At 71.1% G+C, this 21832-nt stretch carries 25 protein-coding genes, 1 tRNA gene and 1 pseudogene; 14 read left to right on the forward strand and 13 right to left on the reverse strand.

Going from position 1 to position 21832, the window contains the following annotated elements; translation table 11 throughout:
- Nucleotides 1-23: 23 nt before the first annotated feature.
- A complete protein-coding gene (locus Ari01nite_RS18010) occupies nucleotides 24-281 on the forward strand; it encodes a hypothetical protein (RefSeq protein ID WP_239162821.1) in 258 nt (85 codons plus the stop codon).
- Nucleotides 282-441: 160 nt separating this feature from the next.
- Here the strand turns inward: Ari01nite_RS18010 and Ari01nite_RS18015 are convergent, their stop codons facing one another.
- From Ari01nite_RS18015 to Ari01nite_RS18025, 3 genes are read right to left on the reverse strand one after another with little or no spacing between them, the layout of a single operon-like run.
- Nucleotides 442-1239 carry a sulfurtransferase gene (locus tag Ari01nite_RS18015; protein ID WP_239162822.1) on the reverse strand — a complete coding sequence of 266 codons (798 nt, stop codon included), beginning with the start codon at nucleotides 1237-1239 and terminating at the stop codon, nucleotides 442-444.
- Nucleotides 1240-1258: 19 nt separating this feature from the next.
- Nucleotides 1259-1576, reverse strand: coding sequence for a hypothetical protein (locus tag Ari01nite_RS18020; protein WP_203782400.1), 318 nt, complete (start codon nucleotides 1574-1576; stop codon nucleotides 1259-1261).
- 58 nt (nucleotides 1577-1634) lie between these two features.
- Nucleotides 1635-2129, reverse strand: a complete 495-nt coding sequence (locus tag Ari01nite_RS18025; protein WP_203782401.1) for a YajQ family cyclic di-GMP-binding protein — start codon at nucleotides 2127-2129, stop codon at nucleotides 1635-1637.
- A 159-nt stretch (nucleotides 2130-2288) separates the two neighbouring features.
- Here Ari01nite_RS18025 and Ari01nite_RS18030 point away from each other — a divergent pair.
- The 3 genes from Ari01nite_RS18030 (at nucleotide 2289) to Ari01nite_RS18040 (ending at nucleotide 3623) form a co-directional block, all read left to right on the forward strand.
- A tRNA-Tyr gene (locus Ari01nite_RS18030) sits at nucleotides 2289-2372 on the forward strand.
- Between the two features lie 286 nt (nucleotides 2373-2658).
- The gene (locus tag Ari01nite_RS18035; protein ID WP_203782402.1) at nucleotides 2659-3273 is read left to right on the forward strand and encodes a hypothetical protein; all 615 of its coding nucleotides are present in this window, start codon (nucleotides 2659-2661) and stop codon (nucleotides 3271-3273) included.
- A gap of 5 nt (nucleotides 3274-3278) precedes the next feature.
- Nucleotides 3279-3623, forward strand: coding sequence for a hypothetical protein (locus tag Ari01nite_RS18040; RefSeq protein WP_239162823.1), 345 nt, complete (start codon nucleotides 3279-3281; stop codon nucleotides 3621-3623).
- 6 nt (nucleotides 3624-3629) lie between these two features.
- Here the strand turns inward: Ari01nite_RS18040 and Ari01nite_RS18045 are convergent, their stop codons facing one another.
- Nucleotides 3630-4103: a GNAT family N-acetyltransferase gene (locus Ari01nite_RS18045; RefSeq protein ID WP_203782403.1), complete on the reverse strand. Its 474-nt coding sequence runs from the start codon at nucleotides 4101-4103 to the stop codon at nucleotides 3630-3632.
- A 110-nt stretch (nucleotides 4104-4213) separates the two neighbouring features.
- Between Ari01nite_RS18045 and htpX the strand changes: the two genes are divergently transcribed.
- The 7 genes from htpX to Ari01nite_RS18080 all read left to right on the forward strand — a co-directional run bounded on the left by htpX (nucleotide 4214) and on the right by Ari01nite_RS18080 (nucleotide 10082).
- Nucleotides 4214-5086, forward strand: a complete 873-nt coding sequence (gene htpX / locus Ari01nite_RS18050) for a zinc metalloprotease HtpX (RefSeq protein ID WP_203782404.1) — start codon at nucleotides 4214-4216, stop codon at nucleotides 5084-5086.
- 105 nt (nucleotides 5087-5191) lie between these two features.
- Nucleotides 5192-6451 carry an MFS transporter gene (locus tag Ari01nite_RS18055; protein ID WP_203782405.1) on the forward strand — a complete coding sequence of 420 codons (1260 nt, stop codon included), beginning with the start codon at nucleotides 5192-5194 and terminating at the stop codon, nucleotides 6449-6451.
- Between the two features lie 30 nt (nucleotides 6452-6481).
- Nucleotides 6482-6928 (forward strand): DUF4396 domain-containing protein, encoded by a 447-nt coding sequence (locus Ari01nite_RS18060; RefSeq protein ID WP_203782406.1) that lies wholly within the window; start codon nucleotides 6482-6484, stop codon nucleotides 6926-6928.
- 82 nt (nucleotides 6929-7010) lie between these two features.
- Nucleotides 7011-7478 carry a DUF1707 SHOCT-like domain-containing protein gene (locus Ari01nite_RS18065; RefSeq protein ID WP_203782407.1) on the forward strand — a complete coding sequence of 156 codons (468 nt, stop codon included), beginning with the start codon at nucleotides 7011-7013 and terminating at the stop codon, nucleotides 7476-7478.
- Between the two features lie 46 nt (nucleotides 7479-7524).
- Nucleotides 7525-8535, forward strand: a complete 1011-nt coding sequence (locus tag Ari01nite_RS18070) for an LLM class flavin-dependent oxidoreductase (RefSeq protein ID WP_203782408.1) — start codon at nucleotides 7525-7527, stop codon at nucleotides 8533-8535.
- Between the two features lie 39 nt (nucleotides 8536-8574).
- Entirely contained in the window at nucleotides 8575-9417 is an 843-nt protein-coding gene (locus tag Ari01nite_RS18075; RefSeq protein ID WP_203782409.1) for a GNAT family N-acetyltransferase, read from the forward strand.
- The gene (locus Ari01nite_RS18080; protein WP_203782410.1) at nucleotides 9414-10082 is read left to right on the forward strand and encodes an MOSC domain-containing protein; all 669 of its coding nucleotides are present in this window, start codon (nucleotides 9414-9416) and stop codon (nucleotides 10080-10082) included. The genes Ari01nite_RS18075 and Ari01nite_RS18080 overlap by 4 nt, the downstream gene beginning before the upstream one ends.
- A gap of 108 nt (nucleotides 10083-10190) precedes the next feature.
- Here Ari01nite_RS18080 and Ari01nite_RS18085 read toward each other — a convergent pair whose 3' ends face one another.
- The 7 genes and pseudogenes from Ari01nite_RS18085 to Ari01nite_RS18115 all read right to left on the reverse strand — a co-directional run bounded on the left by Ari01nite_RS18085 (nucleotide 10191) and on the right by Ari01nite_RS18115 (nucleotide 17948).
- On the reverse strand, nucleotides 10191-10853 hold the full coding sequence (locus tag Ari01nite_RS18085; protein ID WP_203782411.1) for a hypothetical protein: 663 nt from the start codon (nucleotides 10851-10853) through the stop codon (nucleotides 10191-10193).
- 116 nt (nucleotides 10854-10969) lie between these two features.
- Nucleotides 10970-12421, reverse strand: a complete 1452-nt coding sequence (locus Ari01nite_RS18090; RefSeq protein WP_203782412.1) for an NADH-quinone oxidoreductase subunit N — start codon at nucleotides 12419-12421, stop codon at nucleotides 10970-10972.
- On the reverse strand, nucleotides 12418-13905 hold the full coding sequence (locus tag Ari01nite_RS18095; RefSeq protein WP_203782453.1) for a complex I subunit 4 family protein: 1488 nt from the start codon (nucleotides 13903-13905) through the stop codon (nucleotides 12418-12420). The genes Ari01nite_RS18090 and Ari01nite_RS18095 overlap by 4 nt, the downstream gene beginning before the upstream one ends.
- 14 nt (nucleotides 13906-13919) lie before the next feature.
- Nucleotides 13920-15824, reverse strand: coding sequence for an NADH-quinone oxidoreductase subunit 5 family protein (locus Ari01nite_RS18100; protein WP_203782413.1), 1905 nt, complete (start codon nucleotides 15822-15824; stop codon nucleotides 13920-13922).
- Nucleotides 15821-16201 carry an NADH-quinone oxidoreductase subunit NuoK gene (gene nuoK / locus Ari01nite_RS18105; protein ID WP_203782414.1) on the reverse strand — a complete coding sequence of 127 codons (381 nt, stop codon included), beginning with the start codon at nucleotides 16199-16201 and terminating at the stop codon, nucleotides 15821-15823. Before nuoK ends, Ari01nite_RS18100 begins: the two co-directional genes overlap by 4 nt.
- Nucleotides 16202-16722: 521 nt before the next feature.
- Nucleotides 16723-17280, reverse strand: a pseudogene (locus Ari01nite_RS18110) (NADH-quinone oxidoreductase subunit J family protein); the annotation flags it as partial.
- The gene (locus Ari01nite_RS18115; protein ID WP_203782415.1) at nucleotides 17277-17948 is read right to left on the reverse strand and encodes a NuoI/complex I 23 kDa subunit family protein; all 672 of its coding nucleotides are present in this window, start codon (nucleotides 17946-17948) and stop codon (nucleotides 17277-17279) included. The gene Ari01nite_RS18115 and the pseudogene Ari01nite_RS18110, both read right to left, overlap by 4 nt.
- 176 nt (nucleotides 17949-18124) lie before the next feature.
- Here Ari01nite_RS18115 and Ari01nite_RS18120 point away from each other — a divergent pair, with 176 nt between their 5' ends.
- Nucleotides 18125-18694 (forward strand): Uma2 family endonuclease, encoded by a 570-nt coding sequence (locus tag Ari01nite_RS18120; protein WP_203782416.1) that lies wholly within the window; start codon nucleotides 18125-18127, stop codon nucleotides 18692-18694.
- On the opposite strand, the gene Ari01nite_RS18125 is transcribed toward Ari01nite_RS18120, so the two are convergent.
- Both Ari01nite_RS18125 and Ari01nite_RS18130 read right to left on the reverse strand, forming a co-directional pair.
- On the reverse strand, nucleotides 18695-19654 hold the full coding sequence (locus Ari01nite_RS18125; protein WP_203782417.1) for a complex I subunit 1/NuoH family protein: 960 nt from the start codon (nucleotides 19652-19654) through the stop codon (nucleotides 18695-18697). It abuts the gene before it with no gap.
- On the reverse strand, nucleotides 19655-20275 hold the full coding sequence (locus tag Ari01nite_RS18130; protein ID WP_203782418.1) for an NADH-quinone oxidoreductase subunit C: 621 nt from the start codon (nucleotides 20273-20275) through the stop codon (nucleotides 19655-19657).
- A 64-nt stretch (nucleotides 20276-20339) separates the two neighbouring features.
- Here Ari01nite_RS18130 and Ari01nite_RS18135 point away from each other — a divergent pair, with 64 nt between their 5' ends.
- Both Ari01nite_RS18135 and Ari01nite_RS18140 read left to right on the forward strand, forming a co-directional pair.
- Nucleotides 20340-20879 (forward strand): SigE family RNA polymerase sigma factor, encoded by a 540-nt coding sequence (locus Ari01nite_RS18135; RefSeq protein ID WP_239162824.1) that lies wholly within the window; start codon nucleotides 20340-20342, stop codon nucleotides 20877-20879.
- Nucleotides 20876-21832 carry a hypothetical protein gene (locus Ari01nite_RS18140; RefSeq protein ID WP_203782419.1) on the forward strand — a complete coding sequence of 319 codons (957 nt, stop codon included), beginning with the start codon at nucleotides 20876-20878 and terminating at the stop codon, nucleotides 21830-21832. Before Ari01nite_RS18135 ends, Ari01nite_RS18140 begins: the two co-directional genes overlap by 4 nt.

Raw genomic sequence — 21832 nt, forward strand, 5'->3', positions numbered from 1 at the left:
CCGCCCGTTACGATGAGTTACGAATGCGGGACGCACTGGCAGCGATGGCCGTGAATACGGCGGGGCCGACGGCTCGGCTCAGCCGCGACGAGGCGCTCGAGATGCTGGCGCTCAGTGAGGTCGTGATCCGCAAGGCCGGCTACGGCCGGCAGGCCATGGTGCGGCAGGCGCGCGAGTCCGGTGCTTCGTGGACGCAGATCGGGGCCGCCCTGGGCACCACGAAGCAGGCCGCGTGGGAGGCACACCACCGCTGGACCGAGGAACAGGGCCGGTCCGACTGAACTTTGCCGGGCGGTCGGAACCGGTTAGGGCGAGTCCGCGGCTCTTGTCCGCTTGCGCCGGCAGCGCTCGGCGGCGGCCTTCCAATCTTGTCGACTTTGCTCGCCGGCGCGGCAGCAGATCTACCAGATCGACGCAGGTGCGGCGGCGCAAACGCGCCGATCAGGCGCCGGTTGCCGCCGGGCGGTCGGTATGGGCGTATTGCGACCAGGAACCCGGGTAGAGGCGGCCGGGTCCGAGGCCGGCCCGCTCCAGGGCTAGCAGGTTGTGGCAGGCGGTCACGCCGGAACCGCAGTAGGAGACGACCTCGGCCCCCTCGGCGACGCCGACCGTGGCGAACCGCTCGCGCAACACGGCCGGCGGCAGGAACCGTCCGGCCGCGTCGATGTTGTCCCGGCAGGGCAGGTTGCGGGCGCCCGGAATGTGCCCCGGGCGGGGGTCGATCGGCTCGGACTCGCCGCGGAACCGCTCCGGCTGCCGGGCGTCGAGCACCACAAAGGAGCCGGACACGGTGTCGTCCAGGCTGGCGAGGCGCTCGGCCGGCCACGGCCGGGAGGTGAAAGAGGCCGTCGTCCGCTCCGGCACGTCGGTGGTCAAATTGCCCGGGTACGCGTCCAGTCCGCCGTCCAGGAGCGCGGCGTCGTGCCCGGTGGCCCGCAGCATCCAGACCAGGCGGGCGGCCATCACGCCACCCGCGTCGTCGTACGCGATCACGGTGTCGTCGTCACCCACGCCGAGCGCCGCCATCCGGGCCGCGAAGAAATCGGGGTCGGGCAGCGGGTGCCGGCCGCCCTCGGGTGAGGCCGGCAACGCGAGGTCGGCGTCCATGTCCACGAAGATCGCGCCGGGCAGGTGACCGGCCTCGTAGGCGGCCCGGCCCGAACGCCCGTCCAGGTAGTAGCGGACGTCGGCCAGGATCACCCCGGCACGCTCATCGAGATCAACGACCGGCTCGATCACGCGTACGTCTCCTTCTGTTTTATCTCTGTACCGCGGCATCACCACCCGGAGGGCGCCGGTGCCCGCGCGGCCGGAAGCGGACCACCGCCACCCCCACCATGATCGTCGCGAGCACAGCGGCGATGACGGCGACCAGGCCGCGCATCACGGTGCCGAACACCACCAGCATCAGCCCCACCCCGAACAGCAGGTGGTACCGGCCGGCGTCACGAATGCTGCGGAACGCCCGGAGAGTCGCGTCCGGCGCCCGCCCCGTGATCAGCATCCCGGCCCCGAACACCGCCAAAGCCAGGCCGGCCGTCCCGCCGGCCACCAGGGTCCAGCTACTGGTGCTCATGGCCCCAGTCTGCGTGCCCCGGCGGCCGCACCTACGGCAATCGCGGAAGTAGCGTGAGCTAGCGGTAGTTGGTGAACTGGAGCGCGACCCCGAAGTCCTCCTGCTTGAGGAAGGCGATCACGGCCTGCAGGTCGTCCTTCTTCTTGGCGGTGACCCGCAGCTGGTCGCCCTGGATCTGCGCCTGCACACCCTTGGGCCCGTCGTCGCGGATCTTCTTGCTGATCGCCTTGGCCTTCTCGGTGTCGATGCCCTCGAGAACCTTGCAGTCGATCTTGAACGTCTTACCGGACTGCCGCGGCTCGCCGGCCTCCAGGGACTTCAGCGAAATGTTCCGCTTGACCAGCTTCTCCTTGAAGACGTCGAGGGCCGCGCTGACCCGCTCCTCGGTCTCCGAGGTGATGGTCACCCCCGACTCACCCGACTTGGCGATGCTGGTGCCCGTACCGCGAAAGTCGAACCGGGTCCCCAGCTCCTTTTCCGCCTGGTGAAACGCGTTGTCGACCTCCTGCCTGTCGACCTTGCTCACGATGTCGAAGGACGGGCTGGCTGCCATGATCTGACTCCTGCGTCTTGCTGTTGGCGAGTGAACAACGGTGCGAACGGAGCCCACCGGGACGGTCTCCGACATGCCGACCGTACCCGGTTGCGGAGCCGGTCGCGGGTGCGGCTATCCTGTTGTCCGCTGCTGCGGGAGACCGCAGGAGTGTGCCCAGGCGGGTTGCCCGAGCGGCCAATGGGAGCGGACTGTAAATCCGTCGCGAAAGCTACAGAGGTTCGAATCCTCTACCCGCCACCAGCACAGAGACCGGCCCCGAGCGCTGCGCTAACGCAGACCGGGGCCGCTTCTTTCGAGGCAGGTCAGTAACCGGGATTTCGCCGCCGCCAGACGGGCCGCGGCCTCTGCGGGAGTGTCGCCGTAGCCCGGGCGTGCGCCACCACGACGCTCCATCCGTGGATCATCGCAGGACCGCCTGATTGATGTCTGCAAATAGAGTTCGGGCGTGCCTTCCAGGAAACCCGACACCGGTGAGTCGGGAGACGTCCGTGCCTCGCGGACGCCGGGATCTCATTCTGTCGGCACCGTGGCGCAGGAGGAGCAGGCGCTTTCGCTCGTTGCGGAGCAAGGTCGCGCCACGGTTAGTCGCGGCACCGGCCAGCCCGCGCGGCATCCGGACGACGTCCGGCTGGCCCAGATCATGCGTACGTATGACCAGCTCGGTGCCGAGCCGCCCGAGTTCAACGTCGCGGCCAACGACGACGCCTACCGGTCCCGCGGAGCGCACACCATTGACCGGCACGGGTACGACATGCCGCTTCGGAGGGACCCGGCCGAGAAAACGATCGAGGGCCGGATCTACGGCGATGACGGGTGGGACCGGCCCGATAACTGGTCGTTGCGCTGGACGGATCCCACCACCATGAATCGGGAGATCAACGACTACGTGCGGCAGAACTGGGAGGAGATCCGCACCAACCTGGCGGTCGACGGCTCGCATTCGGGGGCGTTCAATGCCGGCCATCGCGTTGGGGAGGGCTTCTACAACGACGGCATGTTCGGTGTGGGGCCGCGGAATGCGCATTACACCGCGGCCAGCCTGGTCCGGGTCTCGATCGACCTGGTGCCGGGCTCGGACCCGCCGCAGCCGTTCATCGTCACGGCCTTCCCCGCCGGGGTCGTGCCGTTCGGATTACTGTGAGCGCCATGGCGATGTCCGACCTCCCCGAATCGATGCGGGTGCATCTTGCTCGGCAGGAGGCGCGGCCGCCGATCGAGAAGGTGCGCGAGTTTCTGCTCGGGTACGTGGCTGACGCGGAGAGCCTCGCCGAGGTGGAGGGTCGCCTTCGGCAGATTGCGTTGACCAGCACGAGCCTGCACCGGCGGGTGCTCGACGCCATCGAGGCCGTGCTTGCCGCGTCGTGGCCGGACGGGACGCTGGCCCGGCTGGTCGGGTGGGATGGCAACTGGGTGCTGGATGATCCGTCCGACGCGGGGGCCGCCGAATTCCTGCGTCGGCTGGCCGGGATGCTTCGGGCGATCGCCGGCTGAACCTCGTCAGTCGAGGCGGAGGACGGTTTCCTCTATCTCTGTGCGGCGGGCTGAGGCGTACGCGATCTCGGTGGTTTGCCTTTGGAATCCGGCCTTGGTCAGGACCCGCAGGGAACCCAGGTTGTCGCTGGCTGCTCGGGCGTGCAGGGGGCGGATCGGGACCGTCTTCAGGAACAGCGTCAGGGCCTGGGACGCGATGCCTCGGCCCCACAGCGCGCGGTCCACCCAGTAGGTGAGTTCCAGGTCGCCCTCCATGCGGAACGCGGAGATGCTGCCGGCCAGGCGGCCGTCGTAGGTGATGGCTCGCAGGGTGATTTCGGGGTCGGTGCGGATGCGGGACATTTTGGCGTCGAAACTGGCGCGGTCGGTGGGGTCTTGGGGAGTGAAGGCGGCCATGGTCACCGCCTCGGGGTCGCGCATCATGTCGAACAGGGCGTCCAGGTCCGCGTCTACTACCGGACGCAGCGCAATCACAGCCATACAGCGGAAGCTATCAGGCAACTCACAGTCACCTGATGGGATGAATTCTGTTAGCCGGGAACGTTGTGGGTAGCGCCGGTCCGATCGGGCCGCATGCCGAAGGAGTTCCTGTGCACAGCCATCACAACGGCCTCAAGACGGCCGCTCTGCTGGGTCTGCTTACCGCCCTCATCCTGGGTGTCGGTTACTGGCTCGGGGGCAGCGCCGGCCTGGTGTTGGCGGTTTTGTTCGCGTTGGCGATCAACGCCGTCAGCTACTTCTTCTCGGACAAGATTGCGCTGCGGGCGATGCGGGCGCGGCCGGTGAGCGAGGCCGAGTTCCCGGCGCTCTACGAGATCGTCCGGGAGCTTGCGACGACGGCGCGGCAGCCGATGCCGCGACTCTACGTGTCGCCGTCCATGCAACCGAACGCGTTCGCGACGGGGCGTAACCCGCAGCACGCGGCGGTCGCGGTGACCGTGGGCATCACCCAGATTCTCGACCGCCGGGAGTTGCGCGGTGTGATCGGGCACGAGCTGTCCCACGTCTACAACCGGGACATCCTGATCTCCAGCGTCGCGGGCGCCCTGGCCGGCATCGTGACCAGCATCGCGCAGCTGGCGATCTTCCTGCCGCTCGGTGGCGGGGACGACGAGGACAGCCCCAACCCGGCCGCGCTGCTGCTCATGCTGATCCTCGGGCCGCTGGCCGCCACGATCATCCAGTTGGCGATCAGCCGGAACCGGGAGTTCCAGGCGGACGAGTCCGGTGCCGCACTGACCGGCGACCCGCTCGCGCTGGCCAGCGCGCTCGAGAAGATTCAGTACGGGGCGCAGCGCCTGCCCCTGCCGGCCCAGGGTCAGCTGACCAGCGCCGCGCACCTGATGATCGCCAACCCGTTCCGGGGCGGCGGCCTCTCCTCCCTGTTCGCCACGCACCCGCCGATGGAGCAGCGCGTCGCCCGCCTGCGGCAGCGGGCCGGGGCGATCCAGTACGCACGCTGATCAGAGCCGAGAAGCTTCAGGGCCAGAGCCGAAACGGCGGAGGGCCGCTGTGTCTCCGGACACGCGGCCCTCTCGTTAGGGGCACATCGCCGTTACGGTCGTTACATGGCGGCGTTGCGGCAATATCTCAGCGTGTGGCGGCTCCCGGGTGGGCGGGTGCTGCTCAGCGTCGGCGTCCTGGCCCGGCTCGGGATCGGGATGACCCCGCTCGCGCTGCTGCTCCTCGTCCAGCAGACCACCGGGCGATATTCGGCGGCCGGCCTGGCCGGTGGCGTCTACGCGCTGGCCGGCGCCGCCCTCAGCCCGGTCGCGGGCCGGCTCGCCGACCGGATCGGCCCGGCTCCGATTCTGCTCGCCACCGCCGTACTGCATCCTCTTGCTCTTGTCGGTTTGGTCCTGACCAGCCGCCGTGGCGAGGCGGCGCTCACCTGGATCTTCGTGACGTCGGCGCTGGCCGGTGCCACCTACCCGCCACTGAGCGCGGCGATCCGGCGGGCCTGGACCGACATGACCGGCCCCGGCACCGGGCGGCACCATCTGCGCGGCGCCGCGATGGCGGCCGAGACCTCACTCTTCGAACTGGTCTTCGTGCTGGGTCCGATGCTGGTCGCGGCGTTCGTGGTGGTGACGCACGGGCCGGCGGCCGCGCTGCTCGGCGCCGCGGTCGCGACGTTCCTGGGCACCTCCTGGATCGCGCGGCTGCCGATCATGCGCCGGCGGCACCGGCCCGAGGCGGAGCACGGTGCTCGCGGGCTCGGCCCGCTGCGGGCGGGCGGTTTCCCCGCCCTGCTGCTCTGCGTGGTGGCGCTGGGAGTCGCTTTCGGCGCGGCGGGCGTCATCATTCCGGCGTACGCGGGCCGGCACGGCGGCGGCGACGGTCTGGGCGGCGTCCTGCTCGGCGTCTGGGGTGTGGGCAGCGCGATCGGCGGCATCTACTTCGGCACGCGGCGGCCGGCGATGGCGTTGCCGCGACAGTTCGCCTGGCTGCTGGCGGCGGTGTCGGCCAGTTTCCTGGTGCTGGCATTCATGCCCGGTCCGCTCTATCTGGGCCTGGCGCTGGTGCTCGGCGGCGCGACCATCGCACCGGCGCTCACCGTGGAGAACAACCTGGTGGGCCGGATCGCGCCGGCCGCGATGCTGAACGAGGCCTACACCTGGGTGGTGACCGTGTCGGTGGCGGGCAGCGCGGCCGGCGGGGCGCTGGCCGGCGTGATCGTCGACCAGCCGGGCGGGCTGCCCTGGGCGTTCGTCTTCGCCTCCGGGGTGCTGGCGGTGGCGGCGCTGGTGGCCGCGGTGCCGAGCGGGTCGATCGCCCGGGCCGACCAGCGGGCCACAGATCGATTGCGGCAGGCTCTCACCCATTGACGCTATACCCCCTAGGGGTATGCTGCCTGCATGGACACTTTGACCCGCACCGCTGTCTCAGCGACGCTGCACTGCCTCACCGGGTGCGCCATCGGCGAGGTGCTCGGCATGGTGATCAGCACCGCCCTGGGCTGGCATGACGCGGCCAGCATCCTGCTGGCGATCGCGCTGGCATTCCTGTTCGGGTACGCGCTGGCGATGCGCCCTGTGCTCAAGGCGGGCATCGGCTTCCGGCAGGCAGTCGGCGTCGCGCTGGCCGCCGACACCGTCTCGATCGCGGTGATGGAGCTCGTCGACAACGCGATCCTGCTGGCCATCCCGGGTGCCATGGACGCGGGCGTGACCTCGCTGCTGTTCTGGGGCAGCCTGGCCGTCGCGCTGGCCGTCGCGTTCGTGGTGACCGTCCCGGTGAACCGCTGGATGATCGCCCGGGGCAAGGGGCACGCGGTCGCCCACCACTATCACCACCACCAGTAGTTCAGGGATTTTCCCCCTGCCCGCCCCCGGTCCCCCTCGGATAGCCTGGCCGGACCAGCGGGGTGGGGCAGAGGAGCGTCCGATGGGGAAAGAAATACGGACCGAGATCGAGTCGCTCCGGGCTGCCGACGCCGATCGGCAAAAGGTCGCCGACCAGTTGAAAGACGCGCTCGAGGAGGGCCGCCTTTCCCTTCACGAGTACGACGAACGCGTCGGTCTCGCGTACGCCGCAAAGACGTACCAGGAACTGCTGGTGATCGTCTCCGACCTGCCGAAACCCGGGCTCAGTTCGGCCGAGGTGCGCGCCCGCCGCCAGCAGGAGGAACGACGCGCGGCCCGCCGGCTGCCGACCGCCATGGTGGTGTTGTGGATCATCTGGGGATCGCTGGCCGCGGTCAACCTGATGGTCTACGGGCTGGTCGCGTTCACCACTTCCGGCCCGGTCTATCCGTGGCCGGTGTGGCTGCTGGTGCCGGGCGTGGCGCTCGGCGTGGTGACGGTCGGGGTGCAGGCGATCCGCCTTCAAAATTTGGCCCGCAGGTCGCGCTAAGGTCGGATTTGCACCACCTGACGCAGTCGGCAGAACGGACAACTTCATGAGCGCCCCGAACCGCGTCCCGCTCTCCGTGCTCGACCTGGCCACGGTCCGCGAGGGGCACAGCAGCGCCGACGCCCTGCGCGGCACCATCGATGTCGCCAAGACCGCCGACGAGTTGGGCTACTCACGATTCTGGGTCGCCGAGCACCACAACATGCCGGCCGTGGCGGCCACCTCGCCGCCGGTCCTGATCGCCTCGGTCGCGGCGCAGACCCGCACCATCCGGGTCGGTTCCGGCGGCGTGATGCTGCCCAACCACATGCCGTTCGTGGTCGCCGAGCAGTTCGCGCTGTTGGAGGCGCTGCACCCGGACCGCATCGACCTGGGCATCGGGCGCGCGCCGGGCACCGATCAGGCCACCGCGGCGGCCTTGCGCGGGGTGTCGCCCTATCTGACCGTCGAGCAGTTTCCCGAGCACCTGCAAACCCTGCTGGCACTGCTCGGCGACACCCGAGCGGACGCCGGCCGGCTGCGCGCCACGCCGTTCCCGGAGACATATCCCGAGGTGTGGATGCTCGGCTCGTCCACGTACGGCGCGCAGGTCGCGGCCGCGCTCGGACTGCCGTTCTGTTACGCGTATCACTTCGCGGTCAGCTCCGAAGTGGACAACGCGCTGCGCCTCTACCGGTCCGGTTTCCAGCCGTCGCCGCGCCTGGCCCGGCCGCACGTCATGGTCAGCGCGTCGGTGATCGCGGCCGGCACCACCGAGGAAGCGCAGTACCTCGCCGGCCCCAGCCGGATCATGGCGCTCAGCCTGCGCACCGGGCGGCTCGGCCCGATCGTCTCGCCCGAGCAGGCGGCCACAGTCGAACTGTCCGATCTGGACCGCGGTCTGCTCGACAAGCTCCCCGGCACGCAGTATGCGGGCACCGCCGACGAGGTGGTGGCCGGCCTCGACGCGCTGGTCGAGCGCACCGGAGCCGACGAGTTGATGCTGGCCGGCACCGTTTACGACCCGGCCACCCGGCAGGACACGCTGCTGCGGCTGGCCAAGGCCTGGGGCCTTTAATCGGGTGCGCGCCCCGGCCGCCCCACGGAAAATCACCCCATGACCTGGGAACTGACCGAGGATGTCGAGGCGTTCGCCACGACGGCGGGGGAATTCCTCCGGTCCCGTCCGGTCCAGCACACCGTGTTGCTCACGCTGGTCGGCACGCTGCGGCGCCGCGGGTTGCACGCGTACGGTGCGGGCGATCCGATCTTCGGCCGATGGCGGTCGCCGGACGGCCGGACCGGCGGGGTGCTGCTGCAGACACCACCGCACCCGATGATGTTCAGCAGCCTGCCCGCCGAGGCCGTGCCCGCCGCGGTGGAGGCACTCGGTGACCGGCCGCTGTCGGGGGCAAATCTGCTGGCCGGCGACGTGGACGTGTTCGTGGCGGGCCGCCGGCGACGCACCGGGGCCGACGCGAAGGTCAGGATGCGCACCCGGCTGTTCCGGCTGGACACGCTGACCCCGCCGGCCGAGCCCGCGGGACAGGCCCGCACCGCCACCGCCGACGACCGTGAGCTGCTGCTGCGCTGGCACGCCGAGTTCCACGACGAGATCGGCGAGGGCCACTCGGACAGCTTCGGCCCGCTGGTCGACGAACGCCTCGGCTACGGCGGCATCACTCTCTGGGAGGTCGACGGCGAGCCGGTGGCGATGGCGATCCGGTCGCGCGTCGAGTCCGGCATGGTCCGGGTGCAGACCGTCTACACCCCGCGTGCCCACCGCGCCCGCGGTTACGGCGGCGCCGCCACCACGGTCGTCACCCGCCAAGCCCTCGATCTGGGCGCGGCACATGTGGTGCTCGTCACCGACCTGGCCAACCCGACCAGCAACGCCCTGTACCAGAGACTGGGTTACCGGCCCATCGAGGATCGAGTGGTGGTGGAGTTCTCGTCATGACCGACGGCAGGGTTCTTACCGTGAACGTGGGGGTGCCCCGGGTCAACCCCGACAAGGGGCTGACCATGACCGGCATCGACAAGCGTCCGGTCGACCATCCGGTGCGGGTGCGTCCGCCCGGCCCGAAACGGACCGGCCTGCACAGCGGGCTGGTCGGCGACCCGATCGGCGACACCAAGCATCACGGCGGGGACAACCAGGCGGTTTACGCGTACGCCCGGGAGGACTACGACTGGTGGGAGAAGGAACTCGATCGCACGCTGCCCGGCGGGCTGTTCGGGGAAAACCTGACCACCGCGGGCGTGGACGTCAACGGCGCGCTGATCGGTGAGATCTGGCGGGTCGGTGACGTCGTCGAGTTGCAGACGACATTCGGCCGCATCCCGTGCATGACGTTCCAGGCCCGGATGGCGGAGCGGCGCTGGATCAAACGGTTCGCCCGGGAAAATCGCACCGGCGCCTACCTGCGTATTTTGACCGCCGGCGAGGTGCGGGGCGGCGACCCGATCGAGGTCGTGCACCGGCCGCAGCACGGGTTGACCATCGCCGAGGCGTTCCGGATCTACATGTTCGAGCCGGAGTCGCTGGCGCGGCTGCTCGACGCCGAGGAACTCCCCGAAGACCTGCGCGAGGACGTGGCCGAGCGGGTGGCGCGCTCGGGCTGACCCGACGCGAATGAGGCCTCGACGGTTGCCGCCGTCGAGACCCCATCCGGTCGTGCATTGGCCGGGCGCTCGGGGCGTTGAGGGCCCGGAGAACCGCCTAGTGGGGGGCTAGGAACAGGTGGGATCCACCGGGTCGCAGTCGCCAGTGGTGGTCGGAGTCGGCGGCGGCGGGTTGGTGGTGGACGGCGGGCTGGTCGGCGGACCCACGGTGGGCTCCGTCGTCGGCGGGACCGGCGTGGTCGGCTCCACGGTGGGCGGGGTGGTCGGGACCTCTCTCGGCGGAACCTGGGTGGCCTGCACCTCGACCGTCACCCGGAAGCCGCAACCGGTCTTCGAACTCGCCGCCAGGCTCACCGCATCCGGCACCGTGACCTCCTGCTGATCGCCCGGATTCAGATAGACGCGCTGCCCACCGGTCAGGCGCATCCCCGAGCGGGCCAGCAGCGGGCCGGCAACCTTGGACGTGCAGCCCTCCGGCCGAGCCTCCCGCAGCGGCAGCAGCGCGGTGACCCGGTCGGCGACCGCCGGGATGGTCCCGCGGTTGCGCACCGTGAAGACGAAATCCGCTCTGCCACCCGGGCTCAGCGGCGCGGACAGCCGCACGCCGGTGACCTCGAGGCCCGCGGTTTCGAGCGGTTCGACGACCAGCTCACCCCGGCCGCGCAGCATGATCGCCGCCGACGCGACGGCCGAGCCGATCACCACGAAGGAACCGACCGCAACGACCAGTGCGACGGGACGGCTGAGCTTGCGCAGGCGCTTACTGACCACAGTGGACTCCTGGACGGGTCTCGACGGAGAGTGCCCAACCTAACGCGCGGGGCGCGCCGCCTCGATCGCCCCAAGTCCACACTCGACCGTCGATCGGGTTGCGCGGACCGGACCGATCAGGTGAGGGCGTCGAACAGGATCTGCGGGACGAAGCCCAGCGCCACCGCCACCGCCGCTCCCCCGAACAGCGCCGCAGCCACCGGACGGGACACCGGCAGCCTCGGGTGGGTGGCCGCCTCCAGCAGGTCCGGGTCGACCACCTGAATGCCGGGCCGGGGCGGGTGCGCGTACAGGATGGCGGTCGCCCGGATGTAATAGGCCAGGCCGATCACCGCGTTCAGGGCCACGATCCCGGCCAGCCAGCCCCAGCCCTGGTCGATCAGGGCGTCGACGATGGTGACCTTGGCGAACAGGCCGGCCAGGCCCGGTGGCAGGCCGGCCAGGCCGGCGAACGCCAGCACCAGCACGGCCGCGACCCACGGCGAGCGCCGGCCGGCGCCACGGTAGGCGCGGAGGTCGCCGCCGTCGGCGCCCGGTTCGCGGAGCGCGACCACCGCGGCGAAGGCGATGAACTCCAGGGCCACGAAGAGGACCGCGTAGACGGCCGCGGCGCGTACACCTGCCTCGCCCAGCGCAAGTGCCGCCAAGATGTAGCCGGCCTGGGCGATGGAGGACCAGGCCAGCAGCCGGACCATGCGGGTCTGCCGGAGCGCCACCAGGTTGCCGAGGGTCATGGTGAGGATGGCCAGGGCGGCCACCATCGGGCCCACGTCGAGGCGGGACACCACCGCGACCAGCGCCAGCACGCCACCCAGCTTGGATGCGGTGGAGAGGTACGCGGCGACCGGCAGCGAGGCGCCCTCGTAGGTCGGCGGCGCCCAGGCGTGCAGCGGCACCGCGGCCACCTTGAACGCGAAGCCCAGCACCAGCAGCGCGGCGCCGATGTCGGCCACCTGGCCCATCGGGCCCAGGCCACCGATCAGGCGGTCCAGGTGCAGGGCGCCGGTGGCCGCGTAGTTGAGGGCCGCGCCGAGCAGCGCGATCGCCGTCGAGATGACGCTGATCAGGAAGAACGTGATGGAGGCCGAGGCGCCCGCGGTGCTGACCCGTTCGCCGGGAGCGAAGCGGCGCAGGCCGACCAGGACGTACAGCGGCAGGGTCAGCGTCTCGAGGCCGACGATCAGGGTGATCAGGTCGGCGCTGTAGCCGATCACCACGCCGCCGGTCATCGAGCAGGCCAGCAGGAAGCAGAACTCGCCGGCGGGCGCGATCTCCTGGCGGAGCAGCGGCATCGACAGGCCGAGGACGCCGACCGTGAGGGCCGCGAACACCACGGCGCTGACCACGGCCAACGGGCTGGACACCCAGGAGCAGAGGTCGCCGGCACAGAACGTGGGCTCGCGGCCGGAACCGGCGAGCAGCGCGCAGACCGCGGTGGCCAGCCCGCCCAGTGCCAGCGTCGCGCAGGTGGCCGCGCGCCGGGCCACGAGCAGGTCCATCAGCAGCACCAGGACCGCCGTGCCGGCCGCGGCGTACAGCGGCAGCAGGGAAATCTGGTCGATGGTCATGGCAGGACTCCGGTCAGCGACGCCACCGGGCCCTCGGTGGCGGCCAGGGCGAGGGCCGGCACCAGGCCGACGGCCAGGGTGAGGGCGACCAGCGGCGCCCAGGCGAACCACTCGGCGCCGGTGATCCCGGGCGCCACCGGGGCGGTGGCGGGTCCGTGCGTCACCTTGCGCAACAACCGGAGGAAGTACGCGGCGGTCAGCGCGCCGCCGATCGCCGCGATCACGGCCAGCGTCAGCCACAGGCCGCCGCCGCGCTGGACGGCCGCCACCACGGCGAACGCCTCACCCCAGAACCCGGCCAGGCCGGGCAGTCCGAGCGAGGCGATCGCGGCGAAGCCGAGCAGCGCGGCCAGGCGCGGCGCGGTCTCCCGCAGGCCGCCCAGGTCAGTGAGTTCGCCGGTGTGCGCGCGGTCCTTGATGGCCCCGGCCAGGAAGAACAGCAGGCCGGTGATCAGACCGTGGGCGATGTTGCCGATCAGCGCGGCCTGCAGCCCGGTGGCGGTCAGCGTGGCGATGCCGAGCAGCACGAAACCCATGTGGCCGACGCTGGAGTACGCGATCAGCCGCTTCAACTCGGTCTGCCGCAGACAGATCAGTGCGCCGGCCAGGATCGCCGCCGCGGCCAGGATGCCCAGCGCGGGTGCGGCCCAGGCGGCGCCGAGCGGCACGACTCCCACGCCCACCCGGATGAGCCCGTACGTGCCCATCTTGAGCAGGACCCCGGCCAGGATCACCGAGCCGACCGTCGGAGCCTGGGTGTGCGCGTCGGGCAGCCACGTGTGCAGCGGCCAGAGCGGCGCCTTCACCGCGAACGCCACCGCGAACAGGCCGAACGCCGCGTACTGGGTGGTGCGGCTCAGGTCGGCGCCGCCGGTGAGGGTGACCAGGTCGGCGGTGCCCGCGGTGACCGCGACGGTGACCACGCCGAGCAGCAGCAGGACCGAGCCGAACAGCGTGTAGAGGACGAACTTGCGGGCCGCCCGTCGCCGCTCCTCGCCGCCCCAGCCCGCGATCACCGCATACATGGGCAGCAGGACGACCTCGAAGAACAGGAAGAACAGCACCAGGTCGAGGGCCAGGAAAGTGCCCAGAATGCCGGTTTCGAGCACCAGCAGCAGGGCGGCCAGGGTCCGGCCGGTGCCGCCTTCCGGCACATGCCAGACGGTGTACGCGCAGCAGAGCAGGGTGAGCAGCCCGGTGAGCGCGACCAGCGGATACGAGACGCCGTCCACGCCCAGGTGGAAGTCGAGGTGCAGGGCCGGCACCCAGGTCAGATCAAGTTCGGTCCAGGGGCGTACGGCGGGCGTGCCGGCCTCGTACGACATCCACCCGGCGTCGCGGGCGAAGGCCAGCACCACGATCGGCACCAGCGTGCCGGCGGCGAATCCGGTGGCGGCGATCCGGGCGGCGCGGTCGAGCCGGGCCGGCAGCAACGCGATCACGACCGCACCCAGCGCCGGGAGCAGCAGGGTAGCGGCCAGCATGGCCTGGTAGAGGGTCACGAGGCGGCTCCGTACCAGATGACCAGCAGCAGTGCGCCGGCAAAGACCGTGACCACGGCACCGGGCAGGGCGATCCGGTGCAGCGCGGCCATCACCGTGCCGACCTCCGTGGTCGTGGTGCCGGCGCCGACCACGGCGGCGTCGACCACCCGCTCGTCGGTGGTCTTGGCGAGGCCGGCCAGCGCGCGCACCGGGCGGACCACGAGCCGGTCCTGCACCGCGTCCAGCTTGAAGCCGGCGGCCAGGAACGGGCGGGCCGGGCCCAGCACGGCGGCCGGGTCGACGCCGGGCACCATCCGCCACAGCCACCAGGCGGCGCCCGCGCCGGTGACCAGCAGCACCATCGGCAGCACGACGGCGACGCTCAGGTGCGGCTCCGCCAACTCCAGCGCGTGCCGGAAACCGGGTGCCCAGGCGGCCAGGCCGAGCAGCGCGGACGGGATGGCGAGCAGCAGGATCGGCCAGCGCATCAGGGCCGGCGGGTCGTGCGGGGTGGCCGGCCGGGCGTAGCGGGCGTCGTCGAACCCGACCTCCCAGTCCGGCCCCTCCGGACCGTGCTGGCGGGAGACGCCGAAGAACGCGCAGAGCAGCAGCCTGGTCGCGTACCAGGCGGTGATGCCGACCGCGAGCAGCGCGGCGAGCCAGACCACCCACCCCACCCAGATCGGCGCGGGTCCGCCGCCCGGCTCGGTGGCGTGAGTGGCTGCGGTCAGCACGTTCTCCTTGGACCAGAAGCCGGCCAGCGGCGGCACCCCGGCCAGCGCGCCCAGCCCGATCACGAACGACCAGAACGTGATCGGCATGTGCTCCCTGAGGCCGCCCATCCGGGACAGGTAGTTGGTGCCGACCGCGTGGATCACGGCACCGGCGGCGAGGAACAGCAGGGCCTTGAAGGCGGCGTGGGTGAGCAGGTGGAACAGCGCGGCGGCCGGTGAGCCGACGGCCAGCGCCCCGGTCATGTAGCCGATCTGCGAGACGGTCGACCAGGCCAGCACGCGTTTCAGATCGTCCTGGGCGGTGGCCGACAGCGCGCCGATCAGAATGGTGATCGCGGCGGCCACGCCGAGCACCGCCAGCGCGGCCGGTGACTGCTGGTAGAGCGGATAGAGCCGGAAGACCACGTAGACGCCGGCCGCGACCATGGTGGCGGCGTGGATGAGCGCCGAGATCGGGGTGGGGCCGGCCATCGCGTCGGGTAGCCAGGTGTGCAGCGGGAACTGCGCGCTCTTGCCGGCGACTCCGGCGAGTAACAACAGCAGCGCTGCGGTGAGTGTGCCGGCCGAGTAGTCGTGGGCGAGCACGTCCTCGATCCGGGTGGTACCGGTCTCCACGATCAGCAGCGCGATGCCGAGCAGGAAGCCGACGTCGCCGACCCGGGTGACCACGAACGCCTTGACCGCGGCGGCCGGCGCCTCGGGCAGCCGGCGGTCGTGCCCGATCAGCAGGTACGAGCAGGCGCCCATCACCTCCCAGCCGACCAGCATCCCGATCAGGTCACCGGACGTGACGACCAGCAGCATGGCGCCGGTGAACAGACTGACCTGTGCGGCGTAGGGGGCATAGCGGCGGTCGTCGTGCAGGTAGGCCACCGAGTAGATCTGCACGAACAGGGCCACCACCGCGACGGCGAGCGCGACGTAAAGGGCGGCGTAACCGGCGGAGAAACCGAGCGTGACCTCGATGCCGCCGATGTTCACCCAGGGTTGGTCAACCGCGATCGGCATGGTCGCAGAGAGCAACAGCAGCAGCGTCACCACGAGTGCGGCGGCGGCGCCGGCAATACCGAGCGCGGCGGAAATCCGTCGCGGAGCGTCATGTGCGGTGCCGTCACCGGGCGGCAGCAAAAGGCCGATCAAACCCAACAGCAGGGGTACGCCCGAAATGAGCGCGACGGCAGTCATCCGGACACCCGCTCGGTCGTCTCGTGGTCATGTCCGCCCAGCGCGACCTCGTCCACCACGACCGCGCGACGGAACCGGTAATACTGCAGCACGATGGCCAGGCCCACCCCGACCTCGGCGGCGGCCAGCACGATCACGAACAGCGCGAAGACGGCACCGGCCCGCGGCTCGGGCACGGGGTGCGCCCACGCCTCCACCTGCACGCCGACCAGCCCGGCCTTGATGGTGGAGTCGGCGGCCACCAGGATCAGGTTGACCGCGTTGAGCATCAACTCGACCGCCATCAGCACCAGGATGGCGTTGCGGCGGCGCAGCACTCCATAGACGCCGAGAGCGAAGAGCAGGGCGGCGATCACGTACGGGATGACGGGATGCATCAGGCGTCCGTCCCCTCGTCGTCATCGGCGGGCTTGCTCGGCAACGCCGGCCGGCCTGGCTCGCGGCCCTCGATCGCCGCCTTGCCGGCCGCGCCCTGGTCACGGCCCTCGATGGCCCGCTTGCCGGCGGTGCCCGCATCACGACCCTCGATGGCCGGCTTGCCGGTTTGGTCCTGGTCGCGGCGGCCGGTTGCCGGCTGGCCGGGGAGCTTGCGGGCGGGCTCGCGGCCGGCGACGGCCGGGCGTTCCGCGGTGGGGGTCGGGCGGCTGGTGCCTTCGATCACCCGGGGATCCTCGGTGGCCGGCGCGGGCTCGTCCAACTCACCTACCCGGGGCCGGGCCTGGTGGGCGCCGAAGATGACGTCGTGGGCGCTCTGCTTGAGCGGGTCGGGTGGGGGAGCCGGTTCGCCCGCCTCGACGGCGACGCGGGCCTCGGCGGCCAGTTTTTCGGCGTGGGCCTGGCGGACCCGGGCCTGGGCGGCGGCCTGGCGGGCGGCGATGCGTTCCAGGCGGGCCACCACCTCGGCGGACTCGTCGACCGGGTCGGGAGCCGGACCCTCCTCGGCGGCTGCGGGGTCGCGGCGGGCGCCCAGGTCGGGGCGGGACAGCACGATCGCGCCGACCAGGGCCGACAGCAGCAGGATCGACAGCACCTCGAAGGGGAGGACCCAGGCGCCGAAGACCTGCTCACCGACCCGCTGGGCGGTGCTGGGCGGGGGCAGTTCGTACCTGGTCCACTGGAACGCGTCGGCCAGCAGCGCGGTCAGTCCGAAGCCGACACCGCCACCGATCAGGGCCGCCGGCAGGGCCGGGCGGTCGAGGTCGGGCGACGGGCCGATCGGCGCGCGGGTCAGCATCACCGCGAACAGCAGCAGCACCACGACGGCGCCGACGTAGACCAGGATCTGCACCCAGGCCACCATCTCGGCACCCAGCACCAGATAGAGGCCGGCGACCGCGCCCAGGCTGACCACCAGGTAGAAGCCGGCGCGGACCAGGTGGTTACTGGTCACCACGAGGGCGCCGGAACCGACCGCGATCACGCCGAGAGCCAGCATGAGCGCGTCCGCGACGGTCACTGCCCGGACTCCGGCAGGTCCGGCTTCTCGGTGGGCGCCGGCTTCTCGGCGGGCTCTGGCTTCTCGGTGGGCGCCGGCTTTTCGGCGGGCGGGGCTGTGCGGCGTACGGCCGGCCTTGCGGTTTTGGCGGCAGTTGCCGCACCCGGGCCTGCCGCCTTGCGTGCCGCGGTGGCCTCCTCCTTGGAGGGCTCGCCCTTGGCGTCATGAGCCGGCGGCGGGGGCACCGTGCGCATCCAGTCGCCCAGCCGGTCCTTCTCGTGCAGCAGGTCGCGCAGGTCGAGTTCGGCGTACTCGAACTCGGGGGTCCAGTGCAGCGCGTCGAACGGGCACACCTCGATGCAGATGCCGCAGTACATGCACAGTGAGAAGTCGATGTCGAACCGGTCGAGCACGTTGCGCTGCCGGGCCCGGGCCGCGCCGGGGACGATGACCTCTTCCTTGTGCGAGTCGATGTAGATGCACCAGTCCGGGCACTCGCGGGCGCACAGCATGCAGACCGTGCAGTTTTCCTCAAGCAGGGCGATCACACCGCGGCTGCGCGGCGGGAGATCGGGCTCGACGTCCGGGTACTGCCGGGTGGTCGACCGCTTGGTCATCGTCTTGAGCGTGACGGCGAGGCCGTTGACCAGGCCACTGCCGGGCGCGCCGCGCTCCCCGTCGTCACTCACAAACGCATATCCTGCACCGTCACCCGCTGCGACGCGAGCACACCCCCGCGAGTTCTTGCCCGAGATATCCACAGCCAGCACCGGCAGGAGGCCTGCTGTGGACGCAGGGCACCCTCGTCAGATCTTCCGGTAACGTCGGCCGCACGGAACGCTACCCCTGCTCCGGAGGCCTCGACATGACCGCTGCGATGAGCGACCTACCCCCCGCAGACGGCTGGACCGTGGATGATCTTGACGCCCTGCCTGACGACGGCGTGCGCCGCGAGTTGCTCGATGGAGTACTGCTCGTGTCCCCCTCCCCCACCGACGTTCATCAGATAATCGCCGGACGGCTGATGGTCGCCCTGGAGGGCTCCTGTCCGCCCGAGTTCCAGGTCACCCAGGGCGTCGAGGTGCGGATCAACGCGCGTCGCGGCTTTATCCCCGACGTGCTGGTCGCCACCGACGCGGCTGCGCAGCGCCGGTCGCGGCACTATGCGCCGCACGAGGTGGTGCTCGCGGTGGAAATCGTCTCGCCGACCTCGGTCAGCATGGATCGCATCACCAAGCCGGCGCTCTTTGCCAGCGCGGGCATTCCGCATTACTGGCGGATCGAGACGGACGGCGGTCTCGAGGTGCACACCTACCAAATCGATCCGGCCGGTGAGATGTACCGGCCGGGCGGGTCATTCGCGGTGGAGATCGACACGTTTGAGCCGTGGCCGATCAGGATCCCGATCGCGCGGCTGCGGCCTCGGCACCTCTGATCACGAGACGACCTTCACCGCGGCGGTCAGGACCAGTTGGAGCAGGGCCACCGGGACCAGGACCAGCCAGCACAGGCGTTGCAGCTGGTCCTCGCGCAGGCGTGGGAAGGTCACCCGGAACCAGATGATCACGAAGGACAGGGCGAAGATCTTGGCCAGGGTCCAGAGCCAGCCCAGTTGGTCGGCGAACGGGCCGTGCCAGCCGCCCAGGAACAGGACCGTGGTCAGGGCGGCGATCACGATGATGCCGACGTATTCGGCCAGTAGGAAGAACGCGAAGCGCAGGCCGGTGTATTCGGTCATGTAGCCGAAGACCAGCTCGGAGTCGGCGATCGGCATGTCGAAGGGGGGACGGCGGATCTCGGCCAGGCCGGCGATGAAGAAGACCACGGCGGCGGGGGCCTGCCAGAGCAGCCACCACGGCTGCCACGCCTCGACGATGCCGGGCAGGCTCAGGGTGCCGGCCGCGGTGGCGACGCTGGCCGCCGCCAGGACCAGCGGGAGTTCGTAGCCGAGGAGTTGGGCCGCGCCGCGCAGACCGCCCAGCAGGCTGTACTTGTTGGCCGAGGCCCACGCGGACATCAGCACCGCGAGCACGCCCACTCCGAGCACCGCCAGCACGAAGAACAGGCCGACGTCCAGCGGCTGGGCGACCAGGTCACCGGGGCCGAGGGGGATGGCCAGAAGCACGAGGAGGTACGGGAAGAGGGCGACGATCGGGGCGAGCCGGAAGACCCCGCGATCGGCGTCCCGCGGGGTGATGTCCTCTTTCTGGACGAACTTCACGCCGTCGGCCACCAGCTGGGCCCAGCCGTGGTAGGCGCCCGCGTACATCGGACCCAGGCGGCCCTGCATGTGCGCCATCACCTTGTGTTCGGCCTGGCCGACGATCAGCGGGAGGACGAGGAAGCCGACCACCACGGCGAGCACCCGTACGGTCAAATCCAGCCAGAGCGGCATCTAGTCAGCCTCCGGTCGGCGCGCCTGCGGACCCCACTCGGCGGGATCGGGAACGCCGGGCGGGCGCATCGGCGCGCGTTTCGCCGTACCAGCCTCGGATTCTCCCGGCTCTTTGGCCCCGGGCCAGGCCTTGGCCACCCGGGACGCCAGCACGAACTCCTTGCGCAGCGGATGACCCTCGAAGCCGGGCGGCAGCAGCAGCGGCCGGAGGTCGGGATGCCGGGCGAAGGTGATGCCGAACATCTCGTGCGTCTCCCGCTCGTGCCAGGCGGCACCGGGGAAGAGCTCGACCACCGACTCGACCACCGGATCGGCGCGCGGCACCCGGGTGCGCAGCAGCAGGCCGTGCTTGCGGCGGCTCGAGTAGAGGTGGGCGACCACCGAGAAGCCGTCCTCCAACTCGTCGACGGCGGAGAGCCAGTCGAAGAAGTCGCAGCCCAGGGCGCCGTTGTGCTTGGCCGTGCCGACCGCCTCCCACCAGCGGGCCACCGGCACGTCGATCACCGCCCGCTCGTGGCCGGGACCGCCGCCGGACAGGCTCGCGAACACCGTGGGCTCGGCGCCTTCGGTGTCGTCGGCCAGCAGGGCGACCAGACGCTCGCCGACCTCTTCGGGCTTCATGGAGGCCATCCTATGATCCGAGCCGCCGCTGCAACCCCCGGCCGGGCCCGGACGTGTAGTTGGCGTGACCACCACCGCCGAACCGGAGACACCGAGCATCGTGCCGGATCAACGCCCCTCGTTCGACGAGGTGTACGCGGCGCACTACGCCGACCTGACCGTGCAGCTGTTCGCCTACTTCGGCGACCGGCAGGAGGCGCAGGACGTGGTGCAGGAGGCGTTCTGCCGGGCGCTGTCCCGGTGGTCGGCCGTGTCCCGCTACGACGATCCGGTCGCCTGGGTGCGCCGGGTCGCCTGGAACCTGGCGGTGAGCCGCTGGCGCCGGGCCCGGACCGCGTTGCTGCACCTGCGCCGGCAGCGGCCGGCCGAGCCACAGGTGGACGGGCCTTCGCCGGAGCGGGTGGCGCTGGTGGCGGCGCTCGGCAAGCTGCCCGCGCAGCAGCGCCGGGCCGTGGTGCTGCACTATCTGGCCGACCTGCCGCTCGCCGAGATCGCCGACCGCGAGGGGGTGGCCGAGGGCACCGTGAAGTCCTGGCTGCACCGCGGGCGGGCGGCCCTGAACACCCAGCTGAATCTGACCGACACCACCGGGGAGGGGCTGTGACCGACCAGCTTGAAAGGCTCTTCGCCGAGATGCGCACCGAGGTGATCGCCGAGGTGCGGCCGCCGGGGGTGGGGATGGCCCGGCGGACGGTCCGGCGGCGCCGGGTCGTGACCTCGGCCGCCGCCGGGGTGACGTTGGTGGTGGCGGCGACGGGCTTGGTACTCGGTGGCGCGGCAGGGCACGACGAACCCACCGCCGACGAGGCTCGGCCGGCTGCCTCGGCCGCCGCCTTGGCGGCGTGGGCCGACGAGGCTTCGCGGGCGGTCGGTATGGACCGCCGGGACGGGCCGGGGAACGTGCTGACCAGCACGAGCTGGGAGCCCATCAACGTCGGCGTCTACGTGATCGCCGGGACGTTCTCCGCGCAGGTCGCGTGCGCGGGGCAGGGCGCCATGACGGTCTCGATCGGGGATGCGCAGCCGGTGGAGGTTTCCTGCGCCGCACCGATCCGGCCGGTGACCGTCACCTTCACGGCCACGGAACCACTCGGCCCGGTCGGCCTGCGGGTGGTGCCGGACGGCTTGGCCTCCGGCAATGCTGCGATCGCGTACCAGTTCATGCTGTCCGACGCAGACGCCGCACGCCTCGAGGACGCGGCAAAGGACGCGCTGGAAGCGGTGGCCGGCAAGGATCTGGTCTTCAGCACGTCGGGCCCGCTGGCGGACTCCTGGGACGCGCGCCACGAGGAGATGGCACCAGGGCGGTATCAGGTGGCGCTCAGCTGCGCCGGCACCGGCAAGGTGCGCTTGAACGTCGACCTGGTGATGACCGGGGACGAGGAGCGGACCACGCCGGCCGGCACCTGGACGCTGGGATGCGACCCGGACCCGAGATCGAGTTCGATGTTCTTCACCGTCCCCGCCGCGGGCGTCGCGGCGGTGAACGTCACGGTGACCGCGGATGAGGTCGGTACCGGGCAGGTGGCGGCCGGGGTCCGGGTGGATCGGGCGTGA

It is taken from the genome of Paractinoplanes rishiriensis (genome assembly GCF_016862375.1).
GTDB lineage: Bacteria > Actinomycetota > Actinomycetes > Mycobacteriales > Micromonosporaceae > Actinoplanes > Actinoplanes rishiriensis.